Source organism: Pseudofrankia coriaricola (assembly GCF_032027725.1).
Taxonomy (GTDB): Bacteria; Actinomycetota; Actinomycetes; order Frankiales; family Frankiaceae; genus Pseudofrankia.
In genome coordinates this window covers 14,045-31,557 of record NZ_JASNFO010000043.1, presented here as the reverse complement: position 1 = coordinate 31,557, position 17,513 = coordinate 14,045, and the positions used below count along the sequence as shown (strand labels likewise).

Annotated in this window: 13 protein-coding genes; 4 read left to right on the top strand and 9 right to left on the bottom strand. The window is 73.1% G+C overall.

Annotated elements, in window-relative coordinates; genetic code table 11:
• The first annotated feature begins 290 nt into the window (after positions 1 to 290).
• A complete protein-coding gene (purL, locus tag QOZ89_RS22995) occupies positions 291 to 4,202 on the top strand; it encodes a phosphoribosylformylglycinamidine synthase (RefSeq protein WP_312625128.1) in 3,912 nt (1,303 codons plus the stop codon).
• Between the two features lie 24 nt (positions 4,203 to 4,226).
• On the opposite strand, the gene QOZ89_RS22990 is transcribed toward purL, so the two are convergent.
• The 5 genes from QOZ89_RS22990 to QOZ89_RS22970 all read right to left on the bottom strand — a co-directional run bounded on the left by QOZ89_RS22990 (position 4,227) and on the right by QOZ89_RS22970 (position 9,481).
• On the bottom strand, positions 4,227 to 6,572 hold the full coding sequence (locus tag QOZ89_RS22990) for a LuxR family transcriptional regulator (protein ID WP_241841994.1): 2,346 nt from the start codon (positions 6,570 to 6,572) through the stop codon (positions 4,227 to 4,229).
• A 128-nt stretch (positions 6,573 to 6,700) separates the two neighbouring features.
• Positions 6,701 to 7,921, bottom strand: coding sequence for an MFS transporter (locus QOZ89_RS22985; protein ID WP_312625126.1), 1,221 nt, complete (start codon positions 7,919 to 7,921; stop codon positions 6,701 to 6,703).
• On the bottom strand, positions 7,921 to 8,316 hold the full coding sequence (locus tag QOZ89_RS22980; RefSeq protein ID WP_071051013.1) for an MAPEG family protein: 396 nt from the start codon (positions 8,314 to 8,316) through the stop codon (positions 7,921 to 7,923). The genes QOZ89_RS22985 and QOZ89_RS22980 overlap by 1 nt, the downstream gene beginning before the upstream one ends.
• On the bottom strand, positions 8,313 to 9,284 hold the full coding sequence (gene gshB, locus QOZ89_RS22975; RefSeq protein ID WP_071051012.1) for a glutathione synthase: 972 nt from the start codon (positions 9,282 to 9,284) through the stop codon (positions 8,313 to 8,315). Before gshB ends, QOZ89_RS22980 begins: the two co-directional genes overlap by 4 nt.
• Positions 9,281 to 9,481, bottom strand: a complete 201-nt coding sequence (locus tag QOZ89_RS22970) for a hypothetical protein (protein WP_131804106.1) — start codon at positions 9,479 to 9,481, stop codon at positions 9,281 to 9,283. The genes gshB and QOZ89_RS22970 overlap by 4 nt, the downstream gene beginning before the upstream one ends.
• 470 nt (positions 9,482 to 9,951) lie before the next feature.
• Here QOZ89_RS22970 and QOZ89_RS22965 point away from each other — a divergent pair, with 470 nt between their 5' ends.
• Together QOZ89_RS22965 and QOZ89_RS22960 are read left to right on the top strand one after the other, a co-directional pair.
• On the top strand, positions 9,952 to 10,410 hold the full coding sequence (locus QOZ89_RS22965; RefSeq protein WP_071051011.1) for a VOC family protein: 459 nt from the start codon (positions 9,952 to 9,954) through the stop codon (positions 10,408 to 10,410).
• A 405-nt stretch (positions 10,411 to 10,815) separates the two neighbouring features.
• Positions 10,816 to 11,610: a hypothetical protein gene (locus QOZ89_RS22960; RefSeq protein WP_071051010.1), complete on the top strand. Its 795-nt coding sequence runs from the start codon at positions 10,816 to 10,818 to the stop codon at positions 11,608 to 11,610.
• Between the two features lie 60 nt (positions 11,611 to 11,670).
• On the opposite strand, the gene QOZ89_RS22955 is transcribed toward QOZ89_RS22960, so the two are convergent.
• The 3 genes from QOZ89_RS22955 to QOZ89_RS22945 are packed head-to-tail and all read right to left on the bottom strand — an operon-like array spanning position 11,671 to position 13,877.
• A complete protein-coding gene (locus QOZ89_RS22955; RefSeq protein ID WP_241841993.1) occupies positions 11,671 to 12,495 on the bottom strand; it encodes a helix-turn-helix transcriptional regulator in 825 nt (274 codons plus the stop codon).
• Positions 12,431 to 13,468, bottom strand: a complete 1,038-nt coding sequence (locus QOZ89_RS22950) for a hypothetical protein (RefSeq protein ID WP_312625124.1) — start codon at positions 13,466 to 13,468, stop codon at positions 12,431 to 12,433. The genes QOZ89_RS22955 and QOZ89_RS22950 overlap by 65 nt, the downstream gene beginning before the upstream one ends.
• Complete coding sequence (locus tag QOZ89_RS22945) at positions 13,422 to 13,877, bottom strand: AAA family ATPase (protein WP_071051007.1); 456 nt, start codon at positions 13,875 to 13,877, stop codon at positions 13,422 to 13,424. The genes QOZ89_RS22950 and QOZ89_RS22945 overlap by 47 nt, the downstream gene beginning before the upstream one ends.
• 267 nt (positions 13,878 to 14,144) lie before the next feature.
• On the opposite strand from QOZ89_RS22945, the gene QOZ89_RS22940 reads away from it, so the two are divergent.
• Positions 14,145 to 15,284, top strand: coding sequence for a hypothetical protein (locus QOZ89_RS22940; RefSeq protein ID WP_071051006.1), 1,140 nt, complete (start codon positions 14,145 to 14,147; stop codon positions 15,282 to 15,284).
• Positions 15,285 to 15,324: 40 nt separating this feature from the next.
• Here QOZ89_RS22940 and QOZ89_RS22935 read toward each other — a convergent pair whose 3' ends face one another.
• On the bottom strand, positions 15,325 to 17,394 hold the full coding sequence (locus QOZ89_RS22935; protein WP_312625123.1) for a SpoIIE family protein phosphatase: 2,070 nt from the start codon (positions 17,392 to 17,394) through the stop codon (positions 15,325 to 15,327).
• Between the last annotated feature and the right edge of the window lie 119 nt (positions 17,395 to 17,513).

The following is a 17,513-nucleotide window of genomic DNA, read 5'->3' as shown; positions in this document are numbered from 1 at the left end:
GTCGTCGGGCAGCCCGCAGGGCGTGGCCAGCCTGGGTGCCCACCCGCCGTCAGCGCCGTGGATCAAGGAGGAGATGGCTCGGAGGTCGCTGGGTAGGATGGTCGGCCGCGGGGTCCTCCGCGACGCCGCGGGCGGCAGACCGGCACAGTTCGGGCAGGCACAGTTCGGGCAGGCAGTTCGGGCAGGCACAGCCTGGGCAGGCACAGCCTGGGCAGGCACAGTTCGGGCAAGCAAGGTCTGGCCGGCACAGGCTGGGCACACAGGCCGGCGACCCTCGACGAACGGCGGATATGAAGACCTACGCAGACATCGCGGCGCTCACCGGCCCGGGCCGGCGGCGGCTGCTGGCCCGGCTGCGCGCGGTCGAGCCGGCCGTCACGGACGTGGCCGCGGAGTACGTCCACTTCGTGGACCTTGCCGGCTCGGCCGACGGTGTCGAAGCGGCTGGCGGCGCTGACGGGGTCGCTGGCGCGGACGGGCTCACGGCCGAGGACGAGACGCGGCTGCGGGGTCTGCTCACCTACGGCGAGCCGTTCACGGGTGAGCGTGCCGGGGCGGCCCGGGCCCTGGTCGTGCTGCCTCGCCTCGGGACGATCTCGCCATGGTCGTCGAAGGCGTCGGACATCGCCGCCGCCGCGGGGCTCGCGGCGGTCCGCCGGGTCGAGCGGGGCACCGTCTACTACCTGTACGGTCCCGGCTCGCTCGACGAGAAGGCCGTCGCGCCGCTGCTGCACGACCGGATGACCGAGATCGTGGCGGGCTCCCTCGAGGCCGCCGGCGCGCTGTTCGCCGCGGGGCGGCCCCGGCCGCAGACCGAGGTCGACCTGCTCGGCGCGGGCCTCGCCGCGCTCGAGGAGGCGAACCGGGCGTTCGGCCTCGCGCTTGCCCCGGGAGACATGGCCTACCTCGCCGAGCAGTACCGCCGGCTCGGGCGCAACCCGACCGACGTCGAGCTGATGATGTTCGCGCAGGTCAACAGTGAGCACTGCCGGCACAAGGTCTTCAACGCGAGCTGGGTGATCGACGGCGAGCCGCGCCCGAAGAGCCTCTTCTCGATGATCAAGAACACGCATGAGAAGTCCGGCGAGAACGTGCTGTCGGCTTACTCCGACAACTCCGCCGTGCTGCGCGGCGCCGTCGCCCCCTGGTTCTTCCCCGACCCCGAGACGCACGAGTACCGGCGGCACGAGGAATCCGCGCACATTCTCGTGAAGGTCGAGACGCATAACCACCCCACCGCGATCGCCCCCGGCCCCGGCTCGGCGACCGGCGTCGGCGGCGAGATCCGCGACGAGGGCGCCACCGGTCGCGGCGCCACCCCCAAGATGGGCCTGGCCGGCTACACCGTCTCGAACCTGCGCATCCCCGGCGAGGAGCTGCCCTGGGAGGGCCCGGAGCGGCGCCCCGGCCGCATCTCCTCCCCCCTGGAGATCATGATCGAGGCGCCGCTCGGCGCGGCCGGCTACAACAACGAGTTCGGCCGGCCGAACCTCGTCGGCTACTTCCGCGCGTACGAGACGGACGGTGGCCCGGGTGGCCGCTGGGGCTACCACAAACCGATCATGATCGCGGGTGGCATCGGCAACGTCCGCGACGCGTTGGTCCGCAAGGACCGACTCGCGCCGGGCGACCTAGTCGTCGTCCTCGGTGGCCCGGCGATGCTCATCGGCCTCGGCGGCGGCGCCGCCTCCAGCATGCAGACCGGCGCCGGCGACGAGGATCTCGACTTCGCCTCCGTGCAGCGCGGCAACGCCGAGATGCAGCGGCGCGCCCAGGAGGTCATCAACGCCTGCTGGGCTCGCGGCGACGCCAACCCGATCGTCTCCATCCACGACGTCGGCGCCGGCGGCTGGTCGAACGCGCTGCCCGAGCTGGTCCACGACGCGGGCCGGGGTGCCGTCTTCGAGCTGCGCGACCTGCCGAACGCCGACGCCGGCATGTCGAGCCTGGAGATCTGGTGCAACGAGGCGCAGGAACGCTACGTCCTCGGGATCGCCGCGGCCGACCTGGACACGTTCCGTGAGCTCTGCGAGCGCGAGCGCTGCCCGTTCGCCGTCGTCGGCACGGTGACCGACGAGCCACGGCTCATCGTGGGCGACCAGCAGTTCGACTGCGCGCCCGTCGACGTCCCGATGTCGCTGCTGTTCGGCGAGGCGTCCCGGCAGACCCGCGAGGCGCACAGCCGCCCCGTCGCCGCGGCGCCGTTCGACGAGACCGGCATCGACGTCGCCGAGGCCGTCGACCGTGTCCTGCGGGTCCCGGCCGTTGGCAGCAAGAAGTTCCTCATCACGATCGGCGACCGGACCGTCGGCGGCCACACCGTGCGCGACCAGCTGGTCGGCCCGTGGCAGGTCCCGGTCAGCGACGTCGCCGTCACCGCCTCGGCATACGGCAGCCGTGTCGGCGAGGCGCTCGCGATGGGCGAGCGCACCCCGCTGGCGACCGTCAGCGCGCCGGCGGCCGCGCGGATGGCGGTCGGCGAGGCGGTCACCAACCTCGCCGGCGCCGCCGTCGCCGACCTCTCGGACGTGGCGCTGTCGGCCAACTGGATGGCGGCCGTCCAGGTCGACGACCAGCAGGCCGCGCTGTTCGACGCGGTCCACGCGCTGGGGGAGGAGTTCTGCCCGGCGCTCGGCGTGCCGATCCCGGTCGGCAAGGACTCGACGAGCATGCGCACCGTCTGGTCGGACGGCGGCGGCGAGGCGGCGGTCACCTCGCCGGTGTCGCTGATCGTCACCGCCGCGGCGCCGGTCGCCGACGTCTCCCGGGTGCTCACCCCGGCGCTCGCGCGGGACGAGGCCAGTTCGCTGGTGTTCGTCGACCTGTCGGCCGGCCAGGCCCGGCTCGGCGGCTCGGCGCTCGCCCTGGCCTACGGCCGGGCCGGCGACGCCGCCGTCGTCCCGGACGCGGACGCGGCCCGGCTGCGGGCCTTCTTCGCCGCCACCCGGCCGCTGGTCCACGACCCGGCCATCCTCGCCTACCACGACCGGTCCGACGGCGGCCTGCTCACGACCCTCACCGAGATGGCGCTCGCGGGCAGGGCGGGCGTCGACGTCGACCTGGCGGCGCTGCCTGGGACCCTGCTCGGCAAGCTGTTCAGCGAGGAGCTGGGCGCCGTCCTGCAGGTCGCCGACGCGGCGGTCGGGCGCGTGGTGGCGGGCCTGGCCGCGGCGGTCGGAGCCGGGAACGTGCATGTGATCGGCGGGGTGACCCGGCGTCAGCGCGTCGTCCTGCGCGACGGCGGCGCCGTCGTCCTCGACCGCGGCCGCGCCGAGCTGGAGCGCACCTGGGCGACGACCAGCTACCTGATCCAGCGCCTGCGTGACAACCCGGACGCGGCCGACCAGGAGTTCGACGCGATCCTGGACGACGACGACCCCGGCATCTCGGAGCGGTTCACCTTCACCCTCGCCCGCCAGGCACACCCGTCCAGGCCGCGGGTCGCCGTGGTGCGCGACGAGGGTGTCAACGGCCAGGTGGAGATGGCGGCGGCGTTCGACGCCGCCGGCTTCGACGCGTTCGACGTCCACATGACCGACCTGCTGGCCGGGCGGGTGACACTGGACGGCTTCTCGGTGCTCGCCGCCTGCGGCGGCTTCTCCTACGGAGACGTGCTCGGCGCGGGCGCCGGCTGGGCGAAGTCGATCCTCGCGCACGCCGAGCTCGCCGCCGCCTTCCGCGCGTTCTTCCACCGGCCGGACACGCTGACGCTCGGCATCTGCAACGGCTGCCAGATGGTCGCCTCCCTCGGTTCCCTCATCCCCGGGGCGACGGGCTGGCCGGCGCTGCTGCCGAACGCGTCCGAGCGGTTCGAGGCCCGGGTGTCGAGCGTGCTCATCGAGGACTCGCCGTCGGTGCTGCTCGCCGGCATGGCGGGCTCGGTGCTCGCCGTGCCCGTCGCGCACGCGGAGGGCCGGATGGAGTTCGGCCCGTCCGGCCCCGGCGCGGTCGTCGCCCGCTACGTCGACAACCACGGCAAGCCGACGCAGGACTACCCGGCCAACCCGAACGGCACCGCGGGCGCCGTCGCCGCCCTCACCTCCGACGACGGCCGGGTGACGCTGATGATGCCGCACCCGGAGCGCGCGTTCCTCACCCAGCAGCGTTCCTGGCTGCCCGTCGGTGCCGGCGCGGCCGGCGGCGACGGCGAGCACGGCCCGTGGCTGCGCCTCTTCCAGAACGCCCGAGCCTGGCTCGGCTGACGCACGGCCGTCCGGCCGGCCGGGTCAGGCGGGCCGCCAGCGGGCGATGAGCTCGGCGCGGTTGGCGTAACCGAGCTTGCCGAGGATCGAGCGGACGTGGCTTTCGACGGTGCGCTCGGAGAGCACCAGCCGGGACGCGATCTCGCGGTTGGACAGCGCCGCCGCGACGAGCGTGGCCACCTCACGCTCGCGGGTGGTCAGCGGGTCGCCCGCGCGGCGGGCGGCGTCGAGCTCGGCGAGCAGTCGGTCCGCGCGGGCGAGCGGGCCGGGCATGTCCAGGCGGCGAGCCTCGGCGGCCGCCTCGGCCGCGAGCGCCCTGGCCTCGGCCGCGAGCGTCCTGGCTTTGGCGGCACTGCCCGCGACGTCCGCCGCGCCCTCGACGCGTCCGGCGCCCGTCGCGTGGGCGCCGTCCGCGCGGCGGCGCAGCACACCGACGAGGGCGAGGCGGTTCAGGACGATGTGGGGGCGGGCGCCGAGCGCCAGGTCGGCCTCGATCGCGGCGTGCAGCGCCGTCTCGGCGGCGGCGAGCTCTCCCGCGCACGCCAGCGCCCGGCCGTAGTGGCCCTGGCCGCACCCGACGAAGAAGACGGTGGCGATGCCGAGGGCACCGGGGTAGGCGGCCCATGGCCGCAGGTGCTCGGCCAGCGCCGCGCCGGCTTCGGCGTCGCCGAACGCCTCGACCAGGTAGATGAACTGCGTCAGGACCCCGCCCCACCGGGCGTCGACGACCGGCCGGTCGAGCATGCGACGCAGCCGTTCGTAGCCGCCGCGTGCCTCGTCGAGCTGGCCGAGGAGCAGGTGGTTGTTCGCGCGGAACGTGTCGAGCAGCGGGTTGCGCGGGGTGGCGTCCAGGACCGTCCAGTAGTCGTCCGGCAGCTCGGCCGCGTCCCAGCGCAGCATGGCCAGGTGCTGACGGAAGGCATAGCTGAGCCCGACGCCCTGCAGGTCGCCCGAACGCCTGGCGAGCTGGTGAGCCGCGAGGTCCGCTTCCCGGGCGGCGGCGAACCGGCCCTCCAGCTCCGCGCGGGCCGCCACGGCGCGCCGCTGGTGCCAGCGCACCAGCGGCAGCTGGCAGCGGTCGGCGAGCGCGGCGGCGGCGGTCATCGCGTCGTCGACGGCGTCGAGGCGGCCCAGCTGGTAGGCCGCGCGGATCCGCCACTGCTGCCCGAGGACCGCCGCCAGCGGCTGGTTGAGCCGGTCGGCCTGCAGTGCGACGACGTCGGCCAGCCGCAGCCGTTCCTCGGAGTCATCCGGGCCGACGAGCGTCATCTCCCGGGCGCGCGCGGCGTCCAGCAGCGTCTGGCCGTCGCCGGCCTGTTCGGCCAGCGCCAGCGCCTCATCGCTGTGCTCGCGCGCCTCCGCCACGGCCCCGGTGTTGCCGACGACGGTCGCCAGCTGTGACAGCAGCTGGGAGCGGACCAGCGGAGGCTGGTCGCTGGCCAGCGCCATCCGGCACAGCCGGGTGATCACCTCGATGGCCTCGGGATAGGTGACCCAGCGCGGCAGCAACGCGGCGGCCGCGACCAGGTCCGGCCGGGCCGTCCGCGCGGCGGCGGCGGCGACCTCGTCGCACAGCCGCAACGCCTCGCTCACCTGGCCGGCGTCGTAGCGGGCCCTGGCCAGTTCGAGGGTCATCTGCGCGAACGTCGCGTCGTCCGCGCCCGCGGACACGGCCAGGTACTCCTGGGCGGCGGCGGCGCCGAGCGGGGGGAGCCCCAGCAACTGGACGGTGTCCAGGCGGGCAAGGACACCCATGGTCTCGTCGGGTACGGCGAAGGCCGCCCCCGGGGCTTCCTGCGTGCGCAGCGTCGCCACCAGCAGCAGCCGGCTGTCGCGGATCCCGCCCGCCACCTGGCGTACCAGCTCGACCGTGTGCGCGTCCGCCCACTGTAGGTCCTCGAGCACGACCACCGCCGGCGCGGCCGTCGCCGTGGCCAGCATCTTGTCCGCCACCTCGGCCAGTGTCGCGAACCGCGCGTCCGCCGCGCCGGCCGCGTGTGCCGCTTCCACCGAGGAAGCGGCGCACGTCCGCGCCGCCTCGTCGAGCAGCGCGCCGATCTCGCCAAGCCCGGCGGCCGGCAAGGCGGCGCGGGCGAGTGCCCGAAGCGCCTGCCGCCACGGCCACAGCGGAGGTGCCGCCCGCTCGGCCAGGCAGTAGCCCCGTCCGACGGGGACGCGGCCATTGTCCGTGCCGGCCGGGGCCGGTTCGGCGCGCAGCGCCTCCTCGACCAGGCGGGTCTTCCCGATCCCCGCCGGGCCGGTCACCAGGACGACGCCACCACCCTGGCCGCGCGCCGCCGCCGACGCGGCGGCGCGCAGCAGCGCCATCTCCTCCCGCCGGCCGACGAACGGCCGGACCAGATTGTGCACCCCTCCAGCATGGCCCCTGATCGTTCACGCGGGATGGCCGGCCGGCATGCGGACCTGGCTTTCCGACCGCCCCACCGGGCGCCGCTCGGTAGCCGGCCCGTCAACGCGCCTTTGGGGAGGGCGCGGCACTATCCGGCGTCGACGGCCGTCACGTGCCGGCTGGCGCGGTCAGCGGAGCTGGCGGCGTGTCGCCAGGAGATGGCGACGGCCACCGCCGCGGCGGTCGCTCCCAGGACGAACGGCGCACGTACTCCCGCAACCGTGGTCAGGGCTGAGGCGATCGGACCGCCGAGGGCGGTGCCCCCGAGCAGGACGAGAGCGAACAGCGACATGACCCGGCCCATCATCGCGGGTTCGGCGGTCTGCAGAATGGTGATCACAGACGTGAGGAAGAACGACCAGGCGATGCCGACGCCGGCCAGGCCGATGAGCGCGATCGGCACGGTGGGAGCCGTCGCGGTCACGGTCATCGCGGCTGCCATGGCCAGGTTCGTTCGCGCCAGGGTGTGCCGGCCGGGCATACCCCGAGCGGCCGCGACGAGCGTGCCGACGAGGCTGCCCGCGGTCACCGCCGTGAAGGCGGTGCCGATGAGGGATGCTCCCCCGTCGAAGGTCGCGCGGATGAAGATCGGCACGGCGACCTGAAAGGTGAAGGCGAAGGTCGCGACCACGGCCAGAGCGAGCAACGGCGTCCGCAGGTGCGGCGTATGCCACAGATAGCGGAACCCGTCGCGGATCTGCCGGGGTGCCCGCGCGAGCCGGGGCGAGGGCCCGACCCGGATCGTGGCGAGCAGGGCGACGTCGGCCAGGAAGGAGACGGCGTTCAGGGTGAACGTGGCCGCCACGCCGACGTGGGCCAACGCCAGCGCGCCGAGTCCTGACCCGGCCGTCATGCCGACCAACATGACGGTTCCACTCAGCGCTGAGGCGCCCGGCGCGTGGGCCGGCGGCACGAGCATCGGCACCAGGGCCCGCCGGGCCGGCGTGTCCAGCGCGTTGACCACGCCCCAGATCGCGCTGAGCAGACAGACGACGGGCAGCGTCAGAACGTCCGCAATGGACGCGGCGGCGTACGCCAGCGCCACCAGGCCGAGGCCGGCCTCGGCGGCCATCAGCAGCCGGCGGCGGTCGTACCGGTCGGCGACCGCGCCGAACCACGGTCCGAGGAGCAGGCTGGGCAGAAACTGCAGGGTCACCACCCATCCCATGGCCGCCGGGGCGAGATCCACCACCACCCAGGCGAGCGCGACGACCTGCGCCCAGGAACAGGGCACCGACGCCAGCTGGCCGAGCAGGTAGCGCCGGAACGCGGACGAGCGCAGCGGGAGCAGCGCGGACGGTCCGCCCATCAGAGGGTGAAGAGGGCCGCGACGGCGAGGGCGACGCCGAAGACATAGGTACCGATCGCGGAAGCCAGGTGAAGCGGCGTGAGGCGCCCGGTGCCCTTGGCCGTCAGCATGTTGTAGGCATGCAGCACTCGCACGACGGTGGCGCCGATGATCAGTGGAACGGCCACGGCGGCCGAGCCGCGGGCGCCGACGAGCAGAAACAACACGATCAGGGTCGGTACGTACTCGGCCTGGTTGGCGTGCGACCGGACCGCGATGAAGAGCGGGTTCGCCGGGTCGCTTGGCCACTGTGAGCCGCCGGCCTTCCCGGTCGCGCCCCGCAGGCGGGAGACGTTGAATCCGAGGACGAACACCATCGCGCCCAGGATCGCCGTACAGATGATTGCGGTGGTCATGCGACTCCCCTTTGCTTGCGCGTGCCCAGCACGCTGTCGACGAGGTCGGCGCAGAGGCTCCAGCCGAGCAGGGTGTCGGCCTTGCGCAGCGCGCCTACGCTGGTGACGTTCACCTCGATGAGGTGCGGTCCGATCACGTCCAGGCCAGCGAGATGAATGCCGTGTCGCCGCAGGTCCGGCGCGAGCCGGGCGCAGATCTCCCGGTCGCGGTCGGTGACCGGCGCTTCGGCGGTCGGATCGCCGATCCGGAAGTCGCCGGATGCCGGGTAGCGGTAGACCGCGCCGACGGGTTCCCCCGCCACCACGAAGATCCGCTTGTTGCCGGCCGAGACCCCGGGGAGAAACCGCTGCGCGATGACGGCCCGGCGGCCGTCCTGGGTGGACGTCTCCAGCAGGGAGGCGAGATTGGGATCATGGCGGTGCAGTCGCAGGACGCCGCGGCCGCCGAAGCCGTCCACCGGCTTGACCACGACGGCGTCGTGGTCGGCGAGGAACGACCGGATGGCGCGCGGGTCGGCGGTGATGATCGTCGGCGGGACCAGGTCCGGGAAGTGCAACGGCAGGACGTGCTCGCCGCAGGCCCGCAGTCCGCGAGGATCGTTGACCATGACGGTCCCGGCCGGATCGACGAGGTCCAGGATGAGGGTCGCGGTGAGGTATGTCTGGTCGAGCGGCGGCTCGGTGCGCATGAAGACAGCAGCCATGTCGTCGAGCCAGACGCGCCGCGGCTCGCCGGCTGTGTACCAGGTGCTCGCGACCGTCGATGGATGACCATTGCGTGGTTGGGACGCAGGGAGCCGAAGCCGGCGGGCCAGCGCCCGAGCCCGACCGTTCTCGGCCTCGAGCAGGTGCGCCTCGGTGACCCACACCTCCGCATCTCTGTCCTGCACTGCCTGCATCAGGCCGATGCTGGTGTCCGTGGGCACGCCGAGGGATTCGAGCGGATCGGTGACGAACGCGACCTTCACGGCGCCCCTCCGGCGAAAGCGGCCACTGCGTTCACAAACGATGGCGCGGCCGTGTGAGCGATCGAGAACAATGCCTCGGATTCGGGTGAGTGGCCGATAGCTGCCTCGTTCCATGCCCGTTCCTGATCCCCTATCCGGGGCAGGAGCAGGTCGCCTGCCGGGGCGAACACTGCCTCGACGGCTGCCTTCAGATCCATGCCGTCACGCTCGCGCGGCCGCGGCTCCGCGGCATCAGTACGAGTACGTAGTCGAAGTACTGGAATCCGCGGCGAAAGACGGCGACGGTGGAACGACGGATCGGCGCCCCGGTGGCCCTGGCCAACCGCACCCAGGCCGCGGTCTGGGCACTGAGAACCGGTTAGGTACCGATCTCCGTACAAGTACTGATGTGCCGGTGGCCCGCATGGCCGATCGTCTCCATGACGACCACTCACCGCAATCGGGGGGGTGGGGGGGGGGGGGGGGGCGCGGGCACCTCGCCACCCCCACAGAGCCGCGGCGACCGTGGCCGGCCGTTCGATCTGGCGGTCTGCTCGCGATGCCCATCTCCGCCGGGCAGTTTCCGGGTCGCCCCCGCCTCACCACGCCTTGTTTCACTCCAAGCCCTCGATGGAGGTCTGACAATGAAGTTCGAGGAGCACCCGGAAAAGTCGACGGAAGGCCGGGGATGTTGCTGAACGGCGTGAACCATGTGGCACTCCTTACGGGTGACGGTGAGCGGCTGCACGCCTTCTACCACGAGGTGTTCGACGCCACCGTCGCCGGGGAGGTGCCAGGACCCGGCGGAGGTCGACTGTCCTTTGTCCAGATCGGCCTGGCCACCGAACTCAATGTCTTCGAGATTCCCGGCAACACCGAAGCGCGGCGTCAGACGCCGATGTTCGGCCGGGGCCGTATCGATCACCTGGGTTTGCAGGCCGCCTCCCTGGAGGCGTTCGACCTGATTAGGGAACGGCTCGTCGCTCGCGGCGCGTCCGACGGCTTCGTCACCGATTTCGGTCCGACCCTCAGCCTGTTCTTCCGTGACCCAGACGGGCTGGAGGGAGAGATCTGTGTCCCAAACCCGGCAGGTCGGCCGGGCGTCTACAACCCTCCCGGCACACCAGCACCGGGCTACCAGACGTAAGCCGGGAAAGGTCTGCCTACGTCGTTCGGCGCGAGTAACCGAGATCACCTGACCAGGGTGCCCGCGCGGTCGTCACCCAGAACCAGCGCCCCACCACCCGCCGACCGCGGACCTTACCACCCCTGAATCTGAATCCGCGGCATACAGATTGCAGATCGTCGCGGGCCGGACGGAATCGAAATACACCTCGCAGCAACGAAGCGCGCGGCATCGGATCGGACCGGTCGACGCGGTTATGGCCGACCAGTCCAACCGGTACCGACGCGGCGGCGAGCGAGCGTTGGTGTCGCGGTCGAGACGACATCAACCGTTGACCTGCCGCGACGGGAAAGAGCGAGAACCACCGCCGCGAAGCATCTCCAGATCCGACACGCCCACCGTCCCACCATTCCCAGGAGTGAACCCGTGTTGTCACCCTCCGCCGGCCGTCGTGGCGCGGCTGCCGTGCTCGCCGCCGCGACCCTCGCCGCGGCCACCGCCTGCTCCTCGTCCTCCGACGGGGCGAATGCCACCGCGACCGCCAGCTCGGCCGCCGCGGCGGCGACCGGGGGCGACGTGCAGGCCGCCTGCACCGCCGAACTCGCGATCAACGGCCTCGACCTCCCGGGGTTCGACCCCGACGCACCGACCCCGACCGCCCAGGAGCTGCAGGCCTTCGCGGCGACCGCCGAACCGCTGGCCACGACGCTGCGCGCGAACATCCCCGCCGAACTGACAAGCAAGGTCGACGTCCTGGTCTCGGTAGTGAACACTGCCAAGCAGGGCAAGCCCATCGACTACGAGGGCAGCGGGCTGATCGCCGCGGGCCAGGCCGTCGACGCCTGGATGGTCGACAACTGCGGCTACCCCAAGCTCGCCGTGACCAACAACGCCGGGACACTCACCGGCCTGCCGGCGTCCGTTCCCGCCGGACCGGTCGCCATCACGTTCACCAACGCCGGCGACCCGGCGAAGGCCGGCTTCGTCCTGCTGCTCGCCAAGGTCAAGGACGGGGCGACCGCGACCGCGGCCGGCGTCGCGGCCGGAACGACCGACCTGGACACGACCACCGACATCATCGCCGGGGTTCAACCGCAGCCTGGCACGCCTGGCTATGGCGTGGCGAAGCTGCCCACCGGTCACTACATCGTCGCCAGCCCACTCGGCACCCCGCCGCAGTTCGCCGGCGGCGTCGTCGCCATCGAGTTCGACGTCCAATAACGCGACGCCCCTTCCCGCCCGCACATGCGCATGGTGCTGGGCGGCCGCCTCGACTCCTGTTTACGACCGCCAGCGTGCGACCAGCTCGGTTCGGTTGGTGCAGCCGAACTTGGCGAGGATAGAGCGGACGTGGTTTTCGATGGTGCGCTCGCTGAGTACCAGCCGCGCCGCGATCTCCCGGTTGGACATGGCCTGGACGACGAGCGCGGCCACCTCGTGTTCGCGGGGGGTCAATGGGTCGGTCTCCCGCCGGACGGAGGCCAGGTCGGCGAGCAGCCGGTCGGTGCGGGCCAGCGACCCGGGCATGTCCAGCCGGCGAGCCTCGGCCGCCGCCGCGGCTGCGAGGGTCGCCGCGGCGTCAGGATCGTCGAGGCGGCGCAGCACCTCGGCAAGGGCCAGCCTGCCCAGCACGATGTGGGGGCGCGCGCCGAGCGCGGTGTCATGCATGATCGCCGCCCGCAGCGCTGCCTCGGCATCGCGCAGCTGCCCCGCGTGGCCCAGCGCGCGTCCGTACGGGCCCTGCATGGAGCCAGCGAAGAAGGCCGTCGGTGTTCCGACCGCCCCGGGGTAGGCGGCGTAGGGCTTCAGCTGGGTGGCGAGGGCCTCCCCGGCCCGCGGGTCCCCGAATGCCTCGACCAGGTCGATCAGCAGCATCAGTACCCCGAGCCACCGGATATCCACCACCGGGTCGTCGAGCATCGAGCGCAGTCGCTCGTACCAGACCCTGGCTTCCTCACGGCGCCCCTCGAGTAGAAGGGTGTTGGCCCGGAACACCGTCATCAGCGGTGACGGCGGGAATGCTTCCAACGCCGGCCAGTAGTCATCCGGGAGCTCGACGGCGTCCCCTCGCAGCATGGCCAGGTGGGCGGCGAAGGCGTAGCTCATGCCGGCTGACTGCGCGTCTCCGGCACGCGAGCCCAGCCGGTGGGCCTCGAGGTTGGCCGACCGCGCGGCGGCGAACCTGCCTTCCAACGCGGCCCGGGCTGCCACACCGCGCAACCGATGCCAGCTCGCCAGCGGGAGGCCGCTGCGGTCCGCCAGCGTCGCGACGGCGGCCATCGCCTCGTCCACGACGTCGAGGCGACCGAGCTGATAGGCGGCTCTGATCCGCCACTGCTGCCCCAGGACGGCGGACAGCCGCCGGCCCGGCGCCAGTGACCAGCGACCTCGGCGGCGAGCCCGGGAACCGTCGCCGGTCGCGCCTGCAACGTGACGGCGGCCCGCCGGTGGATCTCGCGCCGCTCGACCGGGTCGAGAAGGCCCCCAGCCCTTCGGCCAGCAGGCCGTGGGTGAACTCGAGCCCCTGTCCCTCGATGCCGGTCCATGAGGTCGTCCGGGTCAGCAGGCCGGCACGGCACGCGGCGTCCAGCGCCAGCCCGGCCGTCGACCCGTCGACCTCCGCAACCTGGCCGACGAGTTCGGTGTCCACCGGCGGGCGCAGCAGCGCGGCGACCTGGACGACGCGCCGTGCCGGCTTCGGAAGCTGAGCCAGCAGCGCTTCGACGAGATCGCGTACCGCGACCGTCCCAGGGGTGCCGGTGTCGGAGGCCGCGGCGTCGAGCAGGAGGGGCAGCCCGCCGCTGCGCCGCGCCACCTCCTCGGCACGCGCGGCGGAGGAGCCTGCCGGGTCGAGCGCGGTGAGGTACTCCCGGATCGCGTCGGCCGTCAGTGGTCGCAACGGCATGGCGTGGACGCTGTCCAGCCGGGAGAACTCACGCACGGCATCGCCAGGCTCGCCCGGCAGGGCGCGCAGCGTCGCGATCAGCAGCAGGTGGCTGTCGACGATCCCGCCGGCGACCTGCCGCAGCAGTTCAACGCTGTTCGTGTCGGCCCAGTGCAGGTCCTCCAGCACGATCACCAGCGGGTTCGGCGGCGGCGGTCAGCACCGCATCGGCGACCCCGGCCAGGGCGGCGAACCGCGCCGCGGCGGCACTCGCCGCGTCGCCAGGCGCATGGCGGATTCGGGCCCCCTCGAGCAAGTCGAGCGTCGAGGCGATTCCCGCCGGTCGCCCGCTGTGCCGGGCGAGGGCGCGCAGCGCCTGCTGCCAGGGCCACAGCGCCGGCGCGGCATGGTCGGCGAGGCAGTAGCCACGGCCAACCGGCACCCGTGCCGACGCGCCCGCCGGCAGGCTGGCCGGGGACCTCGCGCCCGGCCTCAACGCCTCCTCGACCAGCCGGGTCTTGCCGATCCCCGCGGGGCCGGTCACCAGCACGACACCGCCCCGGCCTTCCGCCGCCGTCCGCGAACGCGAACGCAGCAGCACCATCTCCTCCTGCCGCCCGACAAACGGGCGGTCCTGATTCCGCACAGCCCAAGGATGAAGCAACGCCGGCCGGTTCAGTGCCGCGCCCACGAGAGCCGTCGGCCACGGCTGGCCATGTTCACCCGTTCCGGGGCCGTTGTCCGTGGACGATGCGGCCGTTGTTCGCTATACAGCAGGTCACGACAAAGCGTCGCTTCCATGCCAGGAGGTCGGCCTGATGCATTGCCCCGCGCTGTCATCCGTCGCGCCACCGTTCGTCGGAGCCCGGTCATGACGGCCGTGACGACCGCGCGGGTCGCTCCCCAACTGCCCGCCTCCCGCCGCCCGCGCTGGATCCGGTCGGCTGGCTACGACCTGACCGTCGCGGCCCTGTGGGTGCCGTTCGCGCTCGCCGCGTGGGCGGTCTCCGGCAACGCGCCGGCCGTGCGCTGGCTGGTCGCGGCGACGCTGATGTTCTCGGTCATGCACCAGCCGCTGACGCTCCTGCTGGTCTACGGAGACCGCCGGCAGTTCGCCACCCGGAGGGCCGTGTTCGTCGTCAGCCCGTTCGTCCTCGCCGGGCTGGTGCTGTTCGGGCTGTATGTCAGCCTGGCGCTCCTCGCCGTCATCGCGGCGACGTGGAACGCCGTGCACACCCTGCAGCAGCGCTACGGCCTCACCCGGATCTACGGCCGCAAGGCTGGCGACAGCCACGGCAACCTCGAGCGCATGGTGCTCTACGGCGCCCTGGTGACCGCCGTCCTCGCCGCGGCCGCCGCCGACGGGACCGCGGACAAGATCGCCGCCGCCGACCTCGGCGGCGCCAACCGGCGCGCCCTGGACCTGCTCACCGACGCGGCGCCCGTCGCCCGGGTCCTGCTGCCGTTCGCCGCGCTGTTCGCGCTGGTCGCGCTCGCGCGCTGGGTGCTCGCCGAGCGCCGCCACGCCACCGCCAACCCGGCAAAGTGGATCTATGTCGGCTCCACCCTCGCGCTGATCGCGCTGATCGCCGTCAACCCGCTGCTCGGCTTCGTCGCCTACGTCGGCGCACACGCCGCCGAGTACTTCCTGATCGTCCACCACCATCTGGAGGGCCGTTACCGGCCGCGGGCCAAGCCCGGCGCGCCCGCCCCCGACACCGCGGACCTGCGCACGGGGCCTGTCTCGGCGGTGGTGCGCTCCAGGGCCGGCCGCACCGGCTTCCTGGCCGCCTACCTGGCGGGCATCGGCGCGGTCCTGGCCGGCCTGACCTCGGTCGGCTATCCGTACTTCACGCTGTTCGTGCTCATCGCCGGCGGGCTGCACCTGTTCTACGACGGCCTGATCTGGAAGCTGCGCCGCCCCGACGTCGGCCGCGGCTTCGGCCTGCCCGGCGGCACGGCTGGGGCCACACCCGCCCCCACGGCCGCTCCCGGCGCCGGCCCCGCCTGATCTGCCCGGCACGCTGAGCCACCGGAGCCCGCCGGTGGCGTCAGCTCGTGGCGACGACGAGCAGGCACAGGTCGTCCTCACGCTCCCGCGGGGCGACCGCGCGCAGGATGTGGTCGCAGAGGGCGCCGGGATCCTCAGGGGGCCGCAGCGCGGCCGCCGCGGCCGCGGCGAGCGCCGCGAGCTGATCTGTCAGCGATCGGCCCCGGCGCTCGACCAGGCCGTCGCTGTAGAGCAGGAGCCCCGCTCCCGGCGGGAGCTGCACGCTGCTCTGGCCGTAGGTGGCCGAGGTGTCGACGCCGAGGATCGGGCCGTGCACGTCCTCCAGGTACCGCGTCGCCCCGACTCCTCCCGCCTCGCCCGCTTCGGGTTCGGCGGCCAGGAGAAGCGGTGGCGGGTGCCCGGCGCATGACCAGGTCAGCCAGCCCGTCTCGGGATCCAGATGGGCGACCACGGCGGTCGCGAGCGCCTCGTCCGTCCGTTCGCCGAGGTTGGCCGACAGCTGGGTGGTGATGTCCGCCGGCGGCTGCAGCTGCAGCGCATAGGCCCGGGCGGCGTGCCGCAGCTCGGCCATGGTCGAGACCGCCAGCAGGCCGTGGCCGCCGACGTCGCCGACCACGAGGCTCACCGTTCCGTCGGAGAGCACCGTCGCGTCGTACCAGTCGCCGCCGATCCCGATGTCGCGGGCGGCCGGCAGGTAGCGGGCGGCCAGCCGTACGTGGTCGAGGTCGGGAAGCGTCCGAGGCAGGACGGCGCGCTGCAGCGTCTCGACGGTGGACATCTGCCGTTCGTAGAGGCGGGCCCGTTCGATCGCCTGGGCGAACGGGCCGACGAGGGTGAGCAGGAAACGGCGCTCGTCCTCGTCGAAGACCCGCGGGGTCGGCCAGCCCAGCAGCATCACGCCGATCGGGCGCCCTGACACGATCAACGGCAGGCTGGCCATCGCGTCGATGCTCATCGCGTCAAGGTTCGGCGCCCGGTCCGGGAAGTCGCGCAGGTAGCCCGCCCGGCTCTCGTCGAACCGGGGCTGACCGGTATGTAGCAGCTGGGCGGTGACGGCCGGGCCGAAATCGGGCATCCGCGCCCAGGCTCGGGTGAGGAAGTCCGAGTGCGGCCGGGTGATGACCCGCGGCGGGCCGTCATCCTCCAGCAGCACGACGCCGGTGAAGTGCACGCCGAGGTTGGATGTGCTCGTCCGGGTGGCGACGTCACACAGCTCGTCCACCGTCAGGGCCTGGCCGAGCTCGACCGTGACGTCGAGCAACTGCCGGGAGCGGCGCAGAGCCGACGACAGCGACCCGATCAGCTCCGCCCGCTCCGCGTCGGCGCGGTGGCGCGCGTCGGCGTTGCGCATCGTGACGACCAGGCCGTCGGGGATCGTGAACATGCGGACCGCCCACCACACGCCGGCCGGGTCGGTCTCCTCGACCTCGAGCACCGTGGCCGAGTTCGACTCCCCTGGCGCGACCGGGTCGGCGCGTCGGCGGCGCAGCTCCGCTACGTGGTCGCGGACCGGGGAGAGGGGCAGGTCCGCGGCCGCCCGGCCCACGATGTCCTGGCGAGCCATGCCGAACTGCCGCACCGCCTCGATGTTCGCGTAGACGATCGTGTCATCCTCGTCGAGCACGAGCACGATGTCGCTCACGTGGTCGAGCGCCCGGGCGACCCGTTCCCGCACCGTGCGGGCCGAGGTCCGGTCGGTCGTGAAGCCGATGACGCGCAGCGTGTCGTCCGCCGCGTCGACGAGCACCCCGGCGCGTGTCTGCACCCAGGTCACCGCGCCGTCCGGGTGTATCACCCGGTACTCCTCCAGGAAGGTGCTTCTCGCGCGCAGTGCCACATCCCGGGCACGCAGGAACGTCGCCCGCTCGTCGGGATGCACCCTCGCCAGGACGTCGTCTATCGACACCGGCCCCGCGTCCTTACCCAGGCCGAGCAGCCGGGCGGCGGCACAGTCGGCGAGCACCCGCCCGCTGCCGACATCCCAGTCCCACAGCCCGATGCCGACACCCGAGACGGCCCGGTGCAGGCGGGCCGCATCGAGGTCGGCCGGGTCCCAGCCGACGGCACCCTGGCCCGCCTGGAACGTCCGCGTGTCCGGCCCTTCGTCCATCGCAGCCCATGTACCCGGCGTATCGCCACGCAAGCGGTTGGTAGCCACCGATCGTGGTCCCGCGCGGCGATGCCGCCGGGCCGACATTGGCTGCGGCGGCACCACCACTAGGTGCGGAT